At 69.2% G+C, this 19422-nt stretch carries 17 protein-coding genes; 11 read left to right on the top strand and 6 right to left on the bottom strand.

Annotation, left to right across the window (positions count from 1 at the left end; genetic code table 11):
- Positions 1–9: 9 nt before the first annotated feature.
- The 11 genes from RZE79_RS34665 (at position 10) to RZE79_RS34715 (ending at position 12349) form a co-directional block, all read left to right on the top strand.
- On the top strand, positions 10–2181 hold the full coding sequence (locus RZE79_RS34665) for an indolepyruvate ferredoxin oxidoreductase subunit alpha (protein ID WP_319361955.1): 2172 nt from the start codon (positions 10–12) through the stop codon (positions 2179–2181).
- On the top strand, positions 2178–3746 hold the full coding sequence (locus tag RZE79_RS34670) for an indolepyruvate oxidoreductase subunit beta family protein (RefSeq protein ID WP_319361956.1): 1569 nt from the start codon (positions 2178–2180) through the stop codon (positions 3744–3746). The genes RZE79_RS34665 and RZE79_RS34670 overlap by 4 nt, the downstream gene beginning before the upstream one ends.
- Before the next feature lie 43 nt (positions 3747–3789).
- Positions 3790–4974, top strand: a complete 1185-nt coding sequence (locus RZE79_RS34675; protein ID WP_319361957.1) for an ABC transporter substrate-binding protein — start codon at positions 3790–3792, stop codon at positions 4972–4974.
- Positions 4975–4999: 25 nt separating this feature from the next.
- Positions 5000–6193, top strand: coding sequence for an alpha-hydroxy acid oxidase (locus RZE79_RS34680; protein WP_319361958.1), 1194 nt, complete (start codon positions 5000–5002; stop codon positions 6191–6193).
- Complete coding sequence (locus RZE79_RS34685) at positions 6186–7058, top strand: branched-chain amino acid ABC transporter permease (RefSeq protein WP_319361959.1); 873 nt, start codon at positions 6186–6188, stop codon at positions 7056–7058. Before RZE79_RS34680 ends, RZE79_RS34685 begins: the two co-directional genes overlap by 8 nt.
- Positions 7055–8011, top strand: a complete 957-nt coding sequence (locus tag RZE79_RS34690) for a branched-chain amino acid ABC transporter permease (RefSeq protein ID WP_319361960.1) — start codon at positions 7055–7057, stop codon at positions 8009–8011. Before RZE79_RS34685 ends, RZE79_RS34690 begins: the two co-directional genes overlap by 4 nt.
- Before the next feature lies 1 nt (position 8012).
- Positions 8013–8771, top strand: coding sequence for an ABC transporter ATP-binding protein (locus tag RZE79_RS34695; RefSeq protein WP_319361961.1), 759 nt, complete (start codon positions 8013–8015; stop codon positions 8769–8771).
- A complete protein-coding gene (locus RZE79_RS34700) occupies positions 8768–9478 on the top strand; it encodes an ABC transporter ATP-binding protein (RefSeq protein WP_319361962.1) in 711 nt (236 codons plus the stop codon). Before RZE79_RS34695 ends, RZE79_RS34700 begins: the two co-directional genes overlap by 4 nt.
- Before the next feature lie 13 nt (positions 9479–9491).
- Positions 9492–10586 carry an enolase C-terminal domain-like protein gene (locus RZE79_RS34705; RefSeq protein ID WP_319361963.1) on the top strand — a complete coding sequence of 365 codons (1095 nt, stop codon included), beginning with the start codon at positions 9492–9494 and terminating at the stop codon, positions 10584–10586.
- A gap of 114 nt (positions 10587–10700) precedes the next feature.
- The gene (locus tag RZE79_RS34710; protein WP_319361964.1) at positions 10701–11006 is read left to right on the top strand and encodes a helix-turn-helix transcriptional regulator; all 306 of its coding nucleotides are present in this window, start codon (positions 10701–10703) and stop codon (positions 11004–11006) included.
- 2 nt (positions 11007–11008) lie between these two features.
- Positions 11009–12349, top strand: a complete 1341-nt coding sequence (locus tag RZE79_RS34715; RefSeq protein ID WP_319361965.1) for a type II toxin-antitoxin system HipA family toxin — start codon at positions 11009–11011, stop codon at positions 12347–12349.
- 12 nt (positions 12350–12361) lie between these two features.
- Here the strand turns inward: RZE79_RS34715 and RZE79_RS34720 are convergent, their stop codons facing one another.
- The 6 genes from RZE79_RS34720 to iaaH are packed head-to-tail and all read right to left on the bottom strand — an operon-like array spanning position 12362 to position 19261.
- On the bottom strand, positions 12362–13258 hold the full coding sequence (locus RZE79_RS34720) for a LysR family transcriptional regulator (RefSeq protein WP_319361966.1): 897 nt from the start codon (positions 13256–13258) through the stop codon (positions 12362–12364).
- A 41-nt stretch (positions 13259–13299) separates the two neighbouring features.
- Positions 13300–13995 carry an ATP-binding cassette domain-containing protein gene (locus RZE79_RS34725; RefSeq protein ID WP_319361967.1) on the bottom strand — a complete coding sequence of 232 codons (696 nt, stop codon included), beginning with the start codon at positions 13993–13995 and terminating at the stop codon, positions 13300–13302.
- A complete protein-coding gene (locus RZE79_RS34730; protein ID WP_319361968.1) occupies positions 13992–15818 on the bottom strand; it encodes an ATP-binding cassette domain-containing protein in 1827 nt (608 codons plus the stop codon). Before RZE79_RS34730 ends, RZE79_RS34725 begins: the two co-directional genes overlap by 4 nt.
- Positions 15796–16650, bottom strand: a complete 855-nt coding sequence (locus RZE79_RS34735) for a branched-chain amino acid ABC transporter permease (protein ID WP_319361969.1) — start codon at positions 16648–16650, stop codon at positions 15796–15798. Before RZE79_RS34735 ends, RZE79_RS34730 begins: the two co-directional genes overlap by 23 nt.
- A gap of 7 nt (positions 16651–16657) precedes the next feature.
- The gene (locus RZE79_RS34740; protein ID WP_319361970.1) at positions 16658–17806 is read right to left on the bottom strand and encodes a substrate-binding domain-containing protein; all 1149 of its coding nucleotides are present in this window, start codon (positions 17804–17806) and stop codon (positions 16658–16660) included.
- 48 nt (positions 17807–17854) lie between these two features.
- A complete protein-coding gene (iaaH, locus tag RZE79_RS34745; RefSeq protein ID WP_319361971.1) occupies positions 17855–19261 on the bottom strand; it encodes an indoleacetamide hydrolase in 1407 nt (468 codons plus the stop codon).
- Positions 19262–19422: the final 161 nt, after the last annotated feature.

The following is a 19422-nucleotide window of genomic DNA, read 5'->3' on the forward strand; positions in this document are numbered from 1 at the left end:
CAAGCAGCCATGGAGCGATCTTTCGCCGAAGAAGTCAAACGCCTTTCGCTGGGCGCCGACGAGGTATTTCATGGCGAGGGCATCCTCGCCGTCACCAAGGCGCTGCTGCAGTCGGGCGTGAGCTACATCGGCGGCTACCAGGGCGCGCCGGTGTCGCACCTGATCGACGTGCTGGGCGACGCGCGCGACCTGCTGGACGAGCTGGGCATCTACTTCGAGAACAGCGCCTCCGAGGCCGGCGCGGCCGCGATGCTCGGCGCCTCCATCAACTACCCGGTGCGCGGGGCGGTGACATGGAAGTCCACCGTGGGCACCAACGTCGCATCCGACGCGCTCTCCAACCTCGCTTCCGCTGGCGTGAAGGGCGGCGCGCTCGTGATCCTGGGCGAAGACTACGGCGAGGGTTCCAGCATCATCCAGGAGCGCACGCACGCCTTTGCGATGAAGTCGCAGATGTGGCTCATGGACCCGCGGCCCAACCTCACGTCGATCGTCGATGCGGTCGAGCGCAGCTTCGAGCTGTCGGAGGCGAGCCAGACGCCGGTGATGCTGCAGCTGCGCATCCGCGCCTGCCACGTGCACGGCAGCTTCGTGTGCAAGGACAACCGCGCGCCGGTCATCTCCACGCGCGACGTCATCGAGAAGCCGCACTTCGACTTCGGCAACATCAACCTGCCGCCGTCGATCTATGCGCAGGAGCGCATGAAGATCGATTCGCGCTGGCCTGCGGCGCTGGACTTCATCCGCCGCGAAAAGCTCAACGAGCGCTTCGAGGGCGACTGTTCGGACATCGGCCTGATCCTGCCCGGCGGCCTGTACAACGGCACCATCCGGGCGCTGCAGCAGCTGGGCCTGGCCGACGCCTTCGGCCGCAGCCGCATTCCGCTGCAGGTGCTCAACGTGGTCTACCCGATGGTGCCCGACGAGCTGGTGGACTTCTGCGCCGGCAAACGCGCCGTGCTGATGGTGGAGGAAGGCCAGCCCAACTACATGGAAGACGCGCTGCACGCCATCCTGCGCAAGGCCGGCTGCGACACGCGCCTGTACGGCAAGGACATCTTTCCGATGGCGGGCGAATACACGGGCGAGGTGCTGGTGCGCTGCCTGTCCGAGTTCATCCACCAGGCGCAGCCGCAAGCGTTGGGCAGCGGCGGTGCATTGCAGGTGGCGGACGCCGCCGCGCCGCTGGCCACGCTCAAGCCGCAGGCGGTCCAAGCGCTGGGCGTGCCGGTGCCGAACCGTCCGCCGGGTTTTTGCATCGGATGCCCCGAGCGCCCGGTGTTCGCCGCCATCAAGTTGATGCAAAAGGAGCTCGGCGCCGTCCACGTGAGCGCGGACATCGGTTGCCACACCTTCGGCACGCTGCCGCCCTTCAACACGGGCAGCACCGTGCTGGGCTACGGGCTGGGACTGGCGAGCTCGTCGGGTGTCGGCCCGCTGATGGGCAACCGGGTCGTCAGCATCATGGGCGACGGCGGCTTCTGGCACAACGGCTTCACCAGCGGCGTGGTGAACGCGGTCTACAACGGCCAGGACTCGGTGCTCGTGATATTGAAGAACGGCTACACCTCGGCCACCGGCACGCAGGCCATTCCTTCTTCTCCCACGCAGCCGGCGACGCGGCCGCTCACGCTCGACATCGAGGCCGCGCTCAAGGGCGTGGGCGTGGCCTGGGTGCGCAAGGTCACGAGCTACAACGTCGCGCAGATGCGCGACACGCTGCAGGAGGCCATGACCACCGCGCAAGGCGGCCTGAAGGTGATCATTGCCGACGGCGAATGCCAGCTGGAACGCCAGCGCCGCATCAAGCCCGTGAACGCCGCGAAGCTCAAGCGCGGCGAGCGCGTGGTGCGCACGCGCTTCGGCATCGACGACGACGTGTGCACCGGTGACCACTCGTGCATCCGCCTGTCGGGCTGCCCCTCGCTCACCGTCAAGCCCAACCCCAGCGCGCTGCGCACCGACCCCGTGGCCACGGTGAACCAGGGCTGCGTGGGTTGTGGCCTGTGCGGTGAGAACGCGCACGCGGCCATCCTGTGCCCCTCCTTCTACAAGGCCGAGGTCGTGCAGAACGCCGGCACCTGGGAGCGCCTGCTGCACCGTCTGCGCGGCGGCGTGATCGGCCTCATGGCCGGCAAGGCGCGCACCCCGCTGCGCCCGGCGAAGGCGGTTGCCGCATGAGCGATCCGAAGACATTCCCGACAGCGGCCCCGCGCATCGTCACCGTGCTGGTGGCTGCGATGGGTGGCGAAGGCGGCGGCGTGCTGGCCGACTGGCTGATCTCGGCGGCGCAGGCGCACGACTTTTCGGTGCAGAGCACCTCGGTGCCCGGCGTGGCGCAACGCACGGGCGCGACCAACTACTACATCGAGATCTACCCGGTGCCCAGCGCGCAGCTGCATGGTGCGCGGCCGGTGTTTTCGCTCACGCCGAACCCGGGCGACGTGGACATCGTCGCGGCCTCCGAACTTGTGGAGGCCGGGCGCGTGCTGCAGGGCGGCTTCGTGCACCCGCAGCGCACCACGCTCGTGGCCTCGCTGCACCGCGAGTACGCGGTGTCCGAAAAGTCGGCCATGGGCGACGGCCGCTACGATGGCCAGCGCGTGACCGAGGCGGCGCAACGCCTCGCGCAGCGCACCTTTCTGTTCGACATGCGCGCGCTGGCGTGGCGCAACGGCACCGTCATCAACACCGTGATGTTCGGTGCCATGGCCGGCAGCGGCGCCCTTCCGTTCTCGCGCCGGGCCTGCGAGCAGGCCATTCGCGTGTCGGGCAAGGCGGTCGAGGCGAGCCTCAAAGGCTTCGCCGCGGGGTTCGACCATGTCACGGGTGCAGCCGTGGTCCGGCCTGCCGACAACCCGGTTTCAGCCGCCTCGTGCGCACTGCACCCGCGCACGCAGGCGCTGCCAGCGCCGCTGCAAGAGCTGGCGGACCATGGCGTGCACCAGGTGGCCGACTACCAGGACACGCGCTACGCCGACCTCTACATGGACCGTGTCGACGCCGTGTGCAAGGCCGAACACACCTGGGGCGGCGACTTCCCCGTGACGCGCGAAACCGCGCGCTATCTCGCGCTGTGGATGAGCTACGAAGACGTGATCCGCGTGGCCGACCTGAAGACGCGAGGCGACCGGCTGCAGCGCGTGCGCGACGAAGTCGGGGCGCGGCAAGGCGAACCGCTGCGCCTGACCGAGTACCTCAAGCCCGGGTTCGACGAGATCTGCTCGCTGCTGCCAACGCGCGCCGCCGACTGGCTGCGCAAACGCCTCGCGCACAAGGCCCACAAGCTCAGCATCGGCCTGCACATGCGCACGGACACCGTGCGCGGTTTCGCGATGCTGTGCGCGCTGCGCGCTCTGCGGCCGTTGCGCCGCCGCACCTCGCGCTATGCCTTCGAGCAGGCCATGATCGAACGCTGGCTCGATGCCGTGCGCCGCACGCTCGCGCTGAGCCCGCGGCTGGCCTTCGAGCTCGCCTTGTGCGGCAACCTCGTGAAAGGCTACGGCGAGACCAGCGAGCGCGGGCACCGCAACCTGGGGGCGGTGCTCGACGACATGCGCGCGCTGCTGGCCGCTCCCGCTCATGACGCTGCATCCCTCGACACAGCCGCCGCCCGCGTGCGTGCCGCGCGCGAAGCCGCGCTGGCCGACCCGGAAGGCCGCACGCTGGCACGCGCACTCGGCCTGCCGCCGCCCGAGGCGCGAAGCCACCCGATCCACATCGTGCGACGAAAACCCGCGCGCTGAAGAACAAGAAGATTTCGCAGCCCAGAACCATCCGGAGACAACAATGAAGACAGACAAGCCCCACGCCCCGCATTCCGTCCGCCTCGGCCGCCGCGCCGCCGCCACCCTGCTCGCGGCCGCCGCCCTGCTGCCGCTCGCACCCCTCGTGCATGCGGCCGGTCCCATCAAGATCGGCGCCGTCGTGTCGGCCACCGGCCCGGCGTCCTTCCTCGGCGACCCGCAGCAAAAGACGCTCGAGATGTACGTGCAGAAGATCAACGCGGCCGGCGGCGTGCTCGGGCGCAAGCTGGAGCTGGTGCTCTACGACGACGCCAGCGACGCCAACAAGGCCAACGCCTTCACGCGCCGGCTCATCATGCAGGACGAGGTCGACGCGATCCTGGGCGCCTCGACCACGGGCTCCACCATGGCCATGGTGCCGCAGGCCGAGGCCGCCAAGGTGCCGATGATTTCGCTGGCCGCCGCATCGGTCATCGTCGAGCCGGTCAAGCCCTACATTTTCAAGATGCCTCATTCGGACCGCATGGCGGCCGAGAAGGTGCTCGCCGAGATGAAAAAGCGCGGCTTCACGCAGTTCGCGCTGCTGTCGGACACGGGCGGCTTCGGCAAGTCGGGCCGCAGCGAGACGCTCAAGCTCGCCGGCACGCTGGGCCTGAAGGTGGCAGAAGACCAGACCTACGGCGAGAAGGACACCGACATCACGCCGCAGCTCACGCGCATCAAGTCGTCGCCCGCGCAGGCCATCCTGGTGTTCGGCACGGGCCAGGCGCCGGCCATCATCGCGCGCAACTACCAGCAGCTGGCCATGAAGCAGCCGCTGTACACCACGCACGGCCAGGCCTCGACCGAGTTCGTCCGCATCGCCGGCAAGTCGTCCGAAGGCATCCGCATGCCTTCGCCCGCACTGCTCATCGCGCAGGCGCTGCCCGACAGCGACGCGCAGAAGAAGGTCAGCGTGGCCTACGCGAAGGACTACGAATCGCAGGCCAAGATGGACGTGTCGACCTTCGGCGGCTACGCGCACGACGCGCTGTTCCTGCTGGTCGACGCCATCAAGCGCGCCGGCGGCACCGACAAGCAGAAGGTGCGCGACGCCATCGAAGCGACCAGCGGTTTCGTCGGCGTGAGCGGCATCTACAAGATGTCGGCCACCGACCACATGGGCCTGGACGTGTCGGCCTTCCGCATGGTCGAGGTGCAGCAGGGCGTGTTCAAGGAAGTGCGCTGAGGCCGCCGCGCCTGGAAAGACGCGCATGAAGCTCAATGCGAACGACCACCGCCGGCATGCACGCCGGCGGCTGCCCCGCTTCGTCTTCGACTATGTCGATGGCGGCGCGGACAACGAGGACTGCCTGCGCCGCAACACCGCGGACCTGGCCGGCCTGCACCTGCTGCCCACCGCCCTGCGCGACACCCGCCATGCCGACACCGGCATCACGGTCTTCGGCCAGCGCTGGTCGGCGCCCGCGGGCGTGGCGCCCATCGGGTTTTCGGGGCTGGTGAGGCCGCGCGGCGACACGCTGCTGGCCTGCGCCGCCGCATCGGCCGGCGTGCCGCACGTGCTGTCGACGCCCTCCAACGACCGGCTCGAAGCCGTGCGCGAGGCGGCGTTGGCACGCAACCCCCAGGCGCTGCAGTGGATGCAGCTGTACGTCATGGGCGACCGCGCGATCGCCGAGCAGCTGGTGCGCCGTGCGCGCCAGGCCGGCTACGGCGCGCTGGTGCTCACGGTGGACGCGCCCGTGAGCGGCCTGCGCGAACGCGACCTGCGCAACGGCTTCAAGCTGCCGTTTCGCTTCACGCCCTCGACGCTGCTCGACCTGGCGCTGCATCCCGCGTGGTCGCTCGGCATGGCGATGCAGGGCCGCTCGCCCTCGTTCGTCAACCTCACGGAGTCGGGCGACGGCGCCACCTCGCCCCAGGTGCAGGCGGCCCTGCTCTCGCGCACCATGGACCGCACGCTGGTGTGGGAACACCTGGCCTGGCTGCGGCGGCTGTGGGACGGGCCCCTGGTCATCAAGGGCCTGCTGCATCCGGACGATGCCCGCCGTGCCGTGTCGCACGGGGCCGACGCCATCGTCGTGTCCAACCACGGCGGGCGGCAGCTCGACGCGGTGCCCTCCACCATCTCGGTGCTGCCGCGCATGGTGGACGCGGTGGCGCAGCGCATTCCAGTGTTCGTGGACGGCGGCTTCCGGCGCGGCAGCGACGTGGTGAAAGCGCTGGCCGCCGGTGCCACCGCGGCCTTCGTCGGGCGCCCCGCGGTGTGGGGCATGGCCACGGGCGGCGAGGCCGGCGCACGCGGCGTGCTGGCCGCGCTGTGCGAGGACATCGCCCGCACCATGATCCTGATCGGCGCCGACCGCGTGGCCGACATCTCGCCGCGGCACCTGCTCGCGAACACCCAAGGCCCCCACGCCTTCCAAGCCGGAGATCTCCATGGCTGACTTCATGCAATTCGTTTTCTCGGGACTCACCACCGGTGCGATCTACGCGCTGGCCGCGCTGGGCTTCTCGCTGATCTACAACGCCAGCGGCGTCATCAACTTCGCGCAGGGCGACTTCCTGATGCTCGGCGCGATGATCACCGCCGCCTTGCTGGGCGCGCAGCTGCCCTATGGCCTGGCCATCGCGGGCGGCGTGGTGGCCACGGTGATGGCGGGCCTGCTGCTGTACCGGCTGGCCATCAAGCCGGCCGGCGAGGCCAGCGTGGTGTCGCTCATCATCATCACCATCGGCGCGTCGATCTTCATCCAGGGCGTGGTGCAGATCGTGCTCGGCAAGAACCAGCAGACGCTGCCTGCCTTCAGCGGCGACGCGTCGCTGTCGATTCTGGGCGCCTACGTGCTGCCGCAGAGCCTGTGGGTGCTGGGCACGGCGGCCGTGCTGGTGGCCCTGTGCTTCGCGTTCTTCCGCTTCACGATGGTGGGCAAGGCGATGCTGGCGGTGGCGGCCAACGCGCTGGCGGCACGCGCGGTCGGCATACCGACCTCGCGCATCCTGCAGCTGTCGTTCGGCCTGTCGGCACTGCTGGGTGCCGTGGCCGGCGTGGTGGCCGCGCCGATCACCACCACCGTCTACGACATCGGCCTCATGCTGGGCATGAAGGGTTTCGTCGCGGCCACGCTCGGCGGACTCGGCAGCGCCGGCGGCGCGGTGGTGGGCGGACTCATCGTCGGACTGCTGGAGGCCCTGATGGCGGGCTACGTGTCTTCCGCCTACAAGGACGCGGTGCCTTTCGTGATGATCGTCGTCATCCTGCTGGTCATGCCGCACGGGCTGTTCGGCTCAAAGACTTCGGAGCGCGTATGAGAGCCCCTGGACGCTTGCCCGGGCGCGCCTGCCTGCGCCCTTCCCTGCTGGTGCTGGCGCTGGTGCTTGCGCTGCTGCCGCTTGCCATGCCGAACAACTACGTGGCCGACATCGCCGTGCGCATCGCGCTGGCGGCCATCGCGGCCATCGGCCTGAACCTGCTGATGGGCTTTGCCGGTCAGATCAGCATCGGCCATGCGGCCTTCGTCGCCATCGGCGCGTACGGCAGCGGCATCGTCAGCGTGCGCCTGGGCTGGCCGCCGCTCGCGGCCATCGCCGGTGCGGCCCTCGGCGCGGCCCTGGTCGCCTGGCTGATCGCCAAGCCGATCCTGCGGCTCAAGGGCCACTCGCTCACCATGGCCACGCTGGGCCTGGGCGTGATCGTCAACATCGTGCTCATCAACGAGGTCGACTGGACGGGCGGCCCCGACGGCATGCCGGTGCCGCCGCTGACGGTCGGCAGCTTCGCCTTCGCGAAGGTGATGCACTGGTACGCGCTGGCTGCCGTGCTGCTGTGGCTGTCGGTGCTGCTGTCGCTCAACCTGTATGAATCGCCCGCAGGCCGGGCGCTGCGCGGGCTCAACGGCTCCGAGGTGGCGGCGCGCGTGATGGGCGTGGACGTGGCGCGCTTCAAGGTGCGCGCGTTCGTGGTCTCCGCCGTGTTCGCGGCCGTGTCGGGCAGCCTCACGGCGCACTACCTGGGCTTCATCAGCCCGTCGCTGGCGGCCTTCACCCATTCGGTGGAGCTGGCGACCATGGTGGTGCTGGGCGGCATGGCCTCCACCTTCGGCGCGGTGCTCGGCGCGGCGCTGCTCACGGCGCTTCCCCAGGTGCTGGGCGGCCTGCACGGCTATGAAATGGTGTTCTTCGGCCTGGTGCTGATGCTCACGATGATGTTCCTGCCCAAGGGCCTGGTGCCCTCCATCGCGCTGCGCATGCGCAGGAAGGCCTGACATGCTCGAAGTGAAGAACCTGTGCAAGTCCTTCGGCGGCGTGCATGCCATGCAGGACGTGAGCTTCAGCGTGCGCGGCGGCTCGGTGCATTCGGTGATCGGCCCCAACGGCGCCGGCAAGACCACGCTGTTCAACCTGATCAGCGGCGTGTACGAACCCACGCGCGGCGAGATCCTGCTCGACGGCGAGGACGTCGCCGGCCTGGCCCCCGACCAGTTGGCGCGACGCGGCATGAGCCGCACCTTCCAGAACCTGCAGATCTGCATGAACATGACGGCCTGCGAGAACGTGATGCTCGGCGCCCACCTGCACACGCGCAGCTCGCTGCTGGGCGGCATGACGGGTGCCACGCGCCGTGCCGATGCCGCGCTGCGCGAGGAGGCGCTGCGGCTCATCGACTACGTGGGCGTCGGCCACCATGCCCATGCGCATGCCACGCAGCTGTCGTTCGGTCTGCTCAAGCGGCTGGAGATTGCGCGGGCGCTGGCGAGCAAGCCTCGCCTCCTGCTGCTCGATGAACCGGCCGCCGGCCTGAACGACACCGAGACGCACGAGATCACCGAACTCATCCGCGGCATCGCGGCCTCCGGTGTGACGGTGTTGCTGGTGGAACATGACATGAAGCTCGTGATGAACATCTCCGACCACCTGCTGGTGCTCGACTACGGCCGCAAGCTGGCCGAAGGCACAGCCGCCCAGGTGCGCGCCAATCCGCAGGTCATCGCCGCCTACCTGGGCACGGAAGCGGAGGCGGCATGAGCGGCCCCGCACTGGAGGTAAGCGGCCTCTTCGCGGGGTACGGCCGCATCGAGGCATTGCACGGCATCGACCTGCGCGTGGGGCAAGGCGAACTGGTGGCGCTGGTCGGCGCCAATGGCGCGGGCAAGACGACGCTGCTGCGCGCCGTGTCCGGGCTCATCAGGGCCAGTACCGGCAGCGTGACGCTGTTCGGCCGCGAGATCGGCCGCGACAGCGCTGACGCCCGCGTGCGCGCCGGCCTGTCGCAGGTGCTCGAAGGCCGGCAGGTGTTCGGCCCGCTGTCGGTGCAGGACAACCTGCTGCTGGGCGGCTACACGCGCCCCGATCGCCGGCAGGAGCGGCTGGCCGAGATGTACGCGCTGTTCCCGGTGCTGGAGGAAAAGCGCCTGCTCGCGGCCGGCACGCTCTCGGGCGGGCAGCAGCAGATGCTGGCCATTGCGCGCGCGCTCATGAGCGAGCCCAAGGTGCTGCTGCTCGACGAGCCCTCGATGGGCTTGGCGCCTTTGCTGGTGAAGGAGATCTTCGGCGTCATCGCCCGGCTGAAGGCGCGCGGCATCCCGATCCTGCTGGTGGAGCAGAACGCGCATGCCGCGCTGTCGGTGGCCGACATCGGCTACGTGCTGGAGACCGGCGCCATCGCGCTGGGCGGCCCGGCGGCGCAACTGCTGCGCGACGAGCGCGTGAAGGCCGCCTACCTCGGACTGTGAAGGACACCAGCCCATGAACACCTCCCTCGACAGCAGCCTGCTCATCACCGACGTCCAGGCGCGCGCAGTGAACGTGCCGCTGGAGCATCCCGTGCGCACCAGCGTCGGCGTGGTGGCGTCCGCGCCGCTGGTGCTGATCGACCTGTACACCAACCAGGGCGCGGTCGGCCACGCCTACGTTTTCACCTACACGCCGCTGGCGCTGCGGGCCACGCGGCGCATGCTGCTGACGCTCGGCGGCGTGCTCAAGGGCCAGCCGCTGGCGCCCATCGATCTGGACCAGTTGCTCGCGCAGCGCCTGCGGCTGCTGGGCCGCACCGGCATCGCACTCATGGCCAGCGCTGGGCTGGACATGGCCGCGTGGGACGCGCTGGCCAAGACCCGCGGCGTTCCGCTGGTGGAACTGCTCGGCGGCACCCGCCGCGCGATAGAGGCCTACGACAGCCACAGCATGGACGGCCGCGAGCTGGGCGTGGCGCGTGCCGAGCTCGCCATGGACCAGGGCTTTCGTGCCATCAAGACAAAGGTCGGTTACGCCACGCTGGCGGAAGACCTGGGCGTGGTGCGTGCGTTGCGCGGCGTGATCGGCGACGACACGCAACTGCTGGTCGACTACAACCAGGGCCTGTCGGCCACCGAAGCAGTGCGCCGCATCCGTGCGCTGGAAGACGAAGGCATCGGCTGGGTCGAGGAACCCACTTTGCAGGAAGACTACGCCGGCCACGCGCGCATCCGTGAACGGGTTCGCCTGCCGATCCAGATGGGCGAGAACTGGTGCGGTCCCGACGAGATGGCCAAGGCATTGCGCGCCGGCGCCTGCGACCTCGCGATGCCCGACGCGATGAAGATCGGTGGCGTGACCGGCTGGCTGCGCGCCGCGGCGCTGGCGCAGTCGCACGGCGTGCCGATGTCGAGCCACATTTTCCAGGAAGTCAGCGTGCACCTGCTGGCCGTCACGCCGACACGGCATCTGCTCGAACGCATGGACCTCGCCGCGCCGGTGCTGGCGCAACCGCTGGCGTTTGCGAATGGCAGGGCCATCGCCCCTGCGCAGCCGGGGACGGGCATTGCGTGGAACGAGGAAGCGGTGCGGGAGTTTCTCGTCTAGAGATCATTTTACCCATGTAACGAATATAAGGCCAAATACCTATCCAATGGGTATTTAGACAAATACCCATCAGATCGATAAACTGCTCGTTGTCCATCTTCATTGGCAACCCCTATGCAGCAAGTTCTTTCGGTCTCCTCACAGCTCGGCGTACTGCTCAAGGCCGCTCGCAAGGCGTCGGGCATTTCCCAGGTGAAGCTGGCCGAGCGCCTCGGCATCAGCCAAAGCCGCATGTCCCACATGGAGCTCAACCCCGGCTCGGTGAGCCTGGAGCAACTGCTGGCCCTGTTCAGCGTGCTGGGCCTCGAAATGTTCGTCGGCTCGAAGAACCCCGCAAGGCTCTCGACTCACGCGGCAGACGTCGATCATCCAGGCACCAGGCATGTCGCCAACCCGCCTCCACATGCTTCGGAATGGTGAGCGTGGCGCGCACATCGAACACCCCCGCGCTTTCCATCTGGGCCAATGGCGAACGCGTCGGCATCTGGCGTATCCCAGAACGCGGGGCGGACGAGTTGCTCTACGACGATGCCTGGGTCGGCTCGCCGGCAGGACGCCCCCTGTCGCTGTCGTTGCCGCTGGTCGGGGGCTTTACTCACAAGGGCGCGGTCGTCCAGAACTACTTCGACAACCTGCTGCCGGACAGCCAGCCCATTCGCGAACGCATTGCGGGCCGCTTCAGGACGCGCACCACACAGCCGTTCGACCTTTTGCAGGCCATCGGACGCGACTGCGTCGGCGCCATCCAGTTGCTGGGCGAGGACGACGGCCCAGCGCATGTGGAGCACATCGAGGGCGAGCCGATGACCGAGTCCGATGTCGAGAAGCTGCTGCAGCGAACGGTCGACCCCGGCAGGTTCGCGGGGCCATCCGCGCCCGAAGACGAGTTGCGCATCTGCCTGGCCGGTGCACAGGAAAAGACTGCCCTCCTGTGGCACCAGGGCCAGTGGGTGCGCCCGCACGGCTCTACCCCCACCACGCACATCCTGAAGTTGCCGCTGGGCCTGGTCGGGCATCGCAAGGCCGACTTCAGAACCTCGGTCGAGAACGAGTGGCTCTGCCTGAACATCCTTCAGGAATACGGCATTCCGGTACCGCTGACGGCAATGCTGCGCTTCGGGTCGCAAAAGGTGCTGGCCGTCGAACGCTTCGACCGCCGGCTGCACTCGTCCGGCAACTGGTGGCTGCGCCTGCCGCAGGAAGACTTCTGCCAGGCCCTGGGCAAGCCGTCGCACCTGAAGTACGAAGCCGACGGCGGCCCCGGCATGATCGATCTGGCGAACGTGCTTCGAAGCTCGGTCGATGCACAGAAAGACCTGGCCACGCTCATCACCGTGCAACTGCTCTTCTGGATGCTCGGCGCGCCCGACGGCCACGCAAAGAACTTCAGCATCGCGTGGCTCCCGATGGGCCGCTACAGGCTGACACCCATCTACGACGTGATGTCCATCTGGCCGGTAGAGGGCAACGGGCCCAACCAGTTTTCCAAGCACGAGGCCAAGCTCGCCATGGCCTTGATCGGCAAGAGCAAGCACTACCCTTTCAAGACCATCCAGCGGCGGCACTTCAATGCGATGGCGCACAAGTGCCACTACGGGCCGGATGCCGAGAATCTCGTCCAGCGCGTGCTCGTGGCAACGCCGGGCGTGATCGACCGGGTCAGCGCACGCTTGCCGCCGAACTTTCCGCCCGAGGTGTCCGGCAGGATTCTCGAAGCGCTCGCGCGTTCCGCCAAGGCGCTGGAGAAAATGCCTGCCTTTTAGGCGGCCGAGCGCTCAGAGCTTGCTGAGCGTCTGCACGATCTCGTCCACCAGCCAGCGGTGGGCGGCGCTGTACTCGTGGCGCGCATGCCAATGGGCCTGCACCTGGAAGTCCGGCAGGGGCACAGGCAACGGCAGCGCCTTGAGCCCGCCCTGGACCACATAGAGGCTCGCGACGCGCGAAGGCAGCAGCACGAGCAGATCGCTCTGCGACAGCAGTTGCGGCAGCACCGTGAACTGCGGCACGCGTGCCACGATGTTGCGATTGATGCCGCGCTCGGCCAGCGCCTCCTCGATCAGGAAGTGGCCCGAGCGCGGCGAAGACACCATCACATGCCGCGCCGATGAGAACTCCTGGAGGCTCATCCGGTCGCCGATGCTCGGATGGTTGGCCGACATGAGGCACACGTAGTGCTCGCGAAACAGCAGCGCGCTGTGCATGGGCGATGCCAGCGCCGGGATGTTGCCGATGGCCATGTCCAGCCGTCCGACCGAAAGGTCTTCGCTCAACGCGTCGGGGATCTGCACGATGTCGATCTCGATGCGCGGCGCCGACTCCTGGAACTTGCGCAGCAGGGGCGGCACGAAATAGAGCACGCCGATGTCCGACATCGCCAGACGGAACCGCCGCGTCGAACGCAGCGGATCGAAGGCGGTGTTCTGCTCGAGGGTACTCTCGATGGAGGTCAGCGCATCGCGGTAGCGCAGGAACAACTGCTCCGCCAAGCTGGTGGGCATCAAGCCGTCGGTGCCGCGCGTAAACAGGCGGTCGGCGTACAGCTTGCGCAGCTTCGCGAGGCCGTAACTGATGGTGGGCTGCGTGACGTCGAGCCGCTCCGCCGCCTGCGTCACGCTGCGCGTTTCATAGATCGCGACGAACACGCGAATGAGGTTCAGGTCCAGATGGCTCATGATTCTTGCCGGAGGCCGAATGTGCCACAGACAGGCACGGATCAGACCAGCAGGTGCGCTTCCAGGGTCTCACGCGGCAAGTCGCTGACCGTCCCCTGGAGCGAGCATTCGCCGTGGTCGATGGCCAGGATGTCGTCGGCAACGGCCAGCAAGAACTCGAGGTTCTGCTCGACGATGACGAACGCGGCGCCCTGCGCCTTGCGCGCGCGCACCAGCATGGCCATGCGTTCGATGTTCTCGGGCTGCACGCCCTCGGTCGGTTCGTCGAGGATGGCAAGCGGTGCACGCAGCCCGAGGGTTCGCGTGAACGACAGCAGCTTGCGCTCGCCTCCGCTGAGCGAGCCGGCGCGCTGGCCCATGCGCTCGGCCAGCCGCGGGAATGCGGCCAGGCCATCGGCATAGCGGGCCGGATCCCGTCCGCGCAGGTGCAGCCACAGGTTCTCGCTCACGCTGAGATCCCCGAAGACCACGTCCTCCTGTGGAGCGTAGGCCATGCCCGCGGCCAGGCGCTGCTGCGGCGCCACACGCGCCAGATCGCGCCCGGCCAGCGCAACGCGGCCCTGCCTGAGCGGCAGGAAGCCGGCCAAGGCGCGCATCAGCGTGGTCTTGCCCACGCCGTTGCGCCCGAGCACGCCCAGCACGCGGCCGGGGCCGACGGCCCCGCTCAGGCCACGCAGCACCATAGTGTCGCCATAGCCGCAGACCACACCGGAGAAGTCGAGCAAGGCCTGGCTCATTTGCGTGCGCCCGCATAGACCGCGCGCACGGCCGGGTCGGACTGGATCTGCGCCAGCGGACCGCGCGCCAGCAGCTTGCCCTGGTGCAGCACGTAGACCTCGCCGCCGATGGCGGCCACCGCGCTGATGTCGTGCTCGATGACCAGCGCGGCCGCGCCCAGGCGCCCGGTCGCCGTCTTGATCGCCTCGATCATGTGGTGCGTCTCGCCGGGAGACAGGCCCGCGCACGGCTCGTCGAGCAGCACCAGGCGCGGCTGCGGCAGCATGGTCATCACGAACTCCAGCGCCTGGCGCTCGCCCTGCGACAGGCTGCCCGCCAGCGCATGCGATTGCCTGGCAAGCGAGGGAAACAGGTCGAGCAGTTCGCCGCGCAAGGCGCTGTCCCAAGAAAGGGGCCCGCGCCGCAGCGATGCGATCGGCCGCATGCGCCCAGCCCACAACGCGACGTCGAGGTTTTGGCTCACGCTCAGGCCGGGGAACACCGACGGAATCTGCAGCTTGCGGCCGACGCCCTGGCGCGCCACGCGCCATGCGGTGGCGCCCGAAATATCCACGCCGTCGAGCAGGATGCGTCCGGCGCGCAGCGGCAGGCGGCCGGTCATCACGTTGAAGGCAGACGTCTTGCCCGCACCGTTGGGACCGATCACGCAGCGCAGGCCGGGCCCCTGCAGATCGAACGCAAGGCCGTCCAGGATGCGCACACCACCCTGCGCGCAGGCGACCTGCTCGAACGCGAGACTCACCTCGCCGGCCTGCGCCGGTGCCGGCGGCGCCGGCGTTCTGGGCGCCGCGTGCGCGTCGTCGGCGCGCGCAGAAAATCCGCACCCCATCGCGGCGAGCCCCGCCAACCCTTCAGGCAGGAAACGCACCACCCCGATGAAGATCGCGCCCACCGCCACTTCCCAGTAGGCGAAGTGGTCGCGCAGTTCCGACGACGCATAGCCCACGAACACGGCCCCTAGCAATGCGCCCAGCGGGCTGGCCTTGCCGCCGACCGCCGCCCAGATGACGAACTCCGTCGACAGCACGAAGCCCATGGTCAGCGGCGTGACGATGCCCTGGTGCACCGCGAACAGCGCACCGGCCAGCGCGGCGAGCATCGCGGAGAACGCGAAGGCCACGGCCTTGATGCGGTCGGTGGCGTAGCCGAACAGCTGCAGGCGCTCCTCGTTCTGCGCCAGCGCGCTCCACAGCAGGCCCAGCGGCCGGCGCAGCACGCCGGCCAGCAGCAGCGTGGTGCACAGCGCGCACGCGGCCACCACCCAGTAGAAAGTGCTGTAGCGCTCGGTGCCCGGCAGCTCCGGAATGTCGGCCATGCCGTTGAAGCCGCCCGTGACGGCGCTCCACTGCTGCGCCGCCAGGAAGCCCAGCATCGTCATCGCCAGCGTGATCAGCGAGAAGAACGGTCCGCTGCGGTGGCTGCGCGCGAACACCAGCCGCGCCGTCAGATAGGCCAGCGCCGCGGGCAGCAGCAACGCGAGCGGCAGGGCCGCGAACCACGCCGGCTGCTGCTGCGCCGCCTTGAGCGTGCCACCGGCCAGATAGGCCCCCAGGCCGAAGAACAGTGCATGCCCCAGCGGCAGGAAGCCCAGCCGTCCCCAGCACAGCGCCACACCCTGCGTCGCAATGCCGTAGATGAGGAACAGCGCGATCTGGTAGGCGACGAACTCGCTCGATGCGAACGGCAGCGCCACCAGCCCAGCGCCGAGAAGCCAGGGCCCGGGCACAGGCAGGCGCCAGCGCCGCGCGGACCCGGCTGGCGCGGCAGGCGCGACCGGCGCCAAAGCCACCTGCGAAGGATCAGCGGCGTCCAAAGAGTCCATTGGGCTTCAACCAGAGAAAGAGGATCGACAGGACCAGCACCACCGCGTAGCCGCTGGTCTGGCCCGAGAGGCTGCTGACGACGGACTGCGTGCCGCCGATCACGCCCACGCCGCCGCCGAAGCCGCCGAGCGTGCCCAGCCCGCCGACCACCAGCACGAAGAAGGAGTCGAGCAAGTAGTTGACGCCGATGCCGGGCTCGATGCGCACCAGCGGCGCGAGCAGCACGCCCGCCGCGCCGGCCAGCACCACGCCGATGACGAAGGTCTGCGACGCGAGCCGGCGCGTGTCGATGCCCAGCGCCTGCGCGAGCACGGGGTTGCCCGTCATCGCCCGCACGCGCAGCCCCATGGTGCTGCGCCGGTACCACAGCGCCAAGGCGATCATCAGCACCAGCGCCAGCGCGATCAGCGCCAGCCGGTAGCCCGGGTACTGCACGCCGCCCAGCGACACCGGCGCACCCAGCGTGCTTTCGATGTTGCGGTAGCCGCGCCCGTACACCGCCTCGACCGTCTTGCGCAGCACCATCGCCAGGCCCCAGGTGGCCAGCAGCGTGTCGAAGGGCCGCGCATACAGCGGGCGGATCAGCCAGCGTTCCACCGCGTAGCCCAGCACGCCGCACACGAGCATGGCCAGCGGCATCGCGGTGGCGATCGGCCAGCCCCACGACTGCACGGTCACGACCGCATAGGCGCCCAGCATCACGAACTCGCCATGCGCCATGTTCATCACGCCGAGCAGGCCGAACACCACCGCCAGCCCGAGCGTGGTCAGGCCCAGCGTCGCCAGTGCGTAGGCCAGATTCAGCGCGTGCAGCAACCAGCTGGTGTCCATGGCCGCGTCACACCTTGCAGGTCTGGCCGGAGGCGATGTGCGCGAAGGTCTTCACCACGCGAAAGCCCTTCTCACCCACCTCGGCGAGGAAGATGTCCTGCTCGACGTGGCGCGCGCGCATGGTCACGGCGCCGCGCGGGCCGCTGTAGCTCGCGCCCTCGCTGGCGGGTTCCATCTTCGCCACGTCGAGCGACTTGGCGCGCGCGGCAATGGCCTCCAGCATCAGGAAGCCCTCGTACACCGACTCGGCCAGGCCGTTGAGCGCCGGCGCCTGCGCGCCGAAGCGCTTGAAGTACGCCTCGGAAAAGGCCTTGGCCGCGGGCATCTCGAGGCTGGCGAAGTAGCCCGCGCTCGAATACAGGTTGCGCGCATTGGCCAGGCCGATGCCGGCGAGCGTGTTCTCCTCGATCAGCGAACCCAGGCGGATCATCTTGTCTGCCAAGCCGAAGCTCGCAAAAGCCTTGTTGAAGGTGACGGATGCACCACCCACGAGCGACACCAGCACCGCATCGGCCCCGCTGTCGCGGATGCGCGCCAGACTGGAGTCGAAGTTGTCGGCCGTGAAAGGCGGGTACTCGTCGCCCACCACCTGCGCACCGGTCTGCGCGATGTAGCCTTTGGCCGCGGCGTTGGTGTTGCGGCCCCAGACGTAGTCGTTGCCGATCAGGTACCACTTCTTCGGCTTGCGTTCCGCCGCCAGCCAGGGAATCACCGGTGCGAGCTGCTGCGCCGGCGTCTCGCCGTTCACGTAGGTGCCGCGCGCGCACTCGCCGCCTTCGTAGACCGGCGTGTAGAAGTACGGCACCTGCCCCTTGAAAAGTCCCACGAGCGCGCCGCGTACCGCGCTGTCGTGCATGCCGATCACCGCCTGCGCGCCCTGCCCTTTCCAGAGCTTGAGCGCGGCCTGCGAGGCCTCCGCGGGCGGCAGCCCCGCATCGCCGAACAGCGGGTTGATGTTGCGGCCCAGCACGCCGCCGCGCGCGTTGATCGTCTGCACGGCCAGCTCGGCGCAGGCCTTGGCCGAGGGGCCGAAGAGCCCGGCCGGGCCGCTCATCGGCAGCATCACGGCCACGTTGAACGTGGAGGCCGCGTGCACGCCCGCCGAACTGGCGGCCGCTGCAGCTGCAATGCCGTGGAGAAAGGTACGACGGTCCATGAGAACTCCTGGTTGCGATGAAAAAAGACGCAATGGGGCCGGGCGCGCTCAGCGCATCCAGGGCGCGGATGGCAAGGCAGGCAGCACCGCCTCGACGGCGGCGGCCAGCGCCAGCAGGCCGCGGTCGCTGCCGGCCGGCCCGTCCAGGCCCAGTCCCACCGGCAACCCGCCCGCCAGGCCCGCGGGCAGGGTCACGCCGGGAATGCCGGCGTTGCTGCCCGGGTCGGTGTTGCGGATGAAGGCGGCAAAGGTCGGCAGCTCTTCGCCGTTCAACTGCACGGTGATGTCGCGCCCCACCGGCGCGGCCGTCAGCGCCGTGGTGGGGAACAGCAGCGCCCGCACGCCATGCGCGGCAAAGGCTTCGGCATAGACGGCCTGCAGCCCGCGCCGCGCCTGCAGTGCCTGCGCATACACGGCCTCCGGCACCGCGCCTTCGCCCAGCAGCGGCTGCACGATGGCCGCCACGTCCGGGCTGCCGATGGCGTCCACGAGCTGGCGCAGGCTCACGCCGCGCTGCGCGTACTGCAGGTAGTCGCCCATGTCCCTGACGAATTCATACAACGCAATCGGAAAACCCGCCGCCTCGTTCAAGCCCGCCAGCGCGGGCAGCGGCACCTCGATCAGCTGTGCGCCGGCCGAGCGCAGCCGCTCGATCGCCTCCTGCACGACGCTGTGCACCCCGGGCTCCAGCCCGTCCCAGAAGCCCGGCCCTGGCAATCCCAGCCGCACGCCTTGCAGCGACACGGGCACCAGCGGTTGCGCATGGCCGCTGAGCACGCCGTCGAGCAAGGCGCAGTCTTCGACGCTGCGCGCCAGGGGCCCGGCGGTATCGCGGGTCCGCGAAATGGGCGCGATGCCCCGGCCCGCCACCCGCCCGGTCGTCGGGCGCAGGCCGACCACGCCGCACAGCGCGGCCGGCACGCGCACCGAACCGCCCGTGTCCGTGCCGATGGACGCAGGCACCAGGCCGGCCGCCACCACCACGCCCGAGCCCCCGCTGCTGCCACCCGGAATGCGCGACGCATCCCAGGGGTTGCGGGCGGCGCCGGTCACGCCGTTGTTGGTGGTAATACCCATCGCCAGCTCGTGCATGTTCGCCTTGCCGGCGATCAGCGCACCGGCCTGTCGCAGCCGCTGTGCCACTTCGGCGTCCTGCGCGGGGTGCAGGCCGCGCAGCGCCCCGGTGCCCGCCGAACTGGGCAGGCCGACCGCATCGATGTTGTCCTTCAGCGCCACCGGCACGCCCAGCAGCGGCAGGTCTTCGCCCGCCGCGATGCGCGCATCGGCAGCCCTGGCCTGGGCGCGCAGGCCCTCGGGGTCGAACGCGACGTAGCCGTTCAGCGCAGCGTGCGCCTCGGTGCGCGCGATGAGCGCGTCGGCCACGTCGATGCTGCGCACCACGCCCGAGCGCAGTTCGCGCCGCAGCTGTGCGACGCCCAGTTGTGTGAGGTTCATGTGAGTTCCCGTGACATGGCCTGAATGCTAGGAATCGCCCAGGCCCTGCACACCTAGCACGATTGATAGGTGGCTTACGGGTCAGCCCCGATACCCGCTGCCATGACCGGGGCTAGCATCGCCAGCACCGAAGTTCGCACGGTCTTTGCTTGACCCCTGCC

The sequence above is a fragment of the Variovorax sp. EBFNA2 genome (assembly GCF_033802765.1).
GTDB classification, from domain to species: Bacteria; Pseudomonadota; Gammaproteobacteria; order Burkholderiales; family Burkholderiaceae_C; genus Variovorax; species Variovorax paradoxus_H.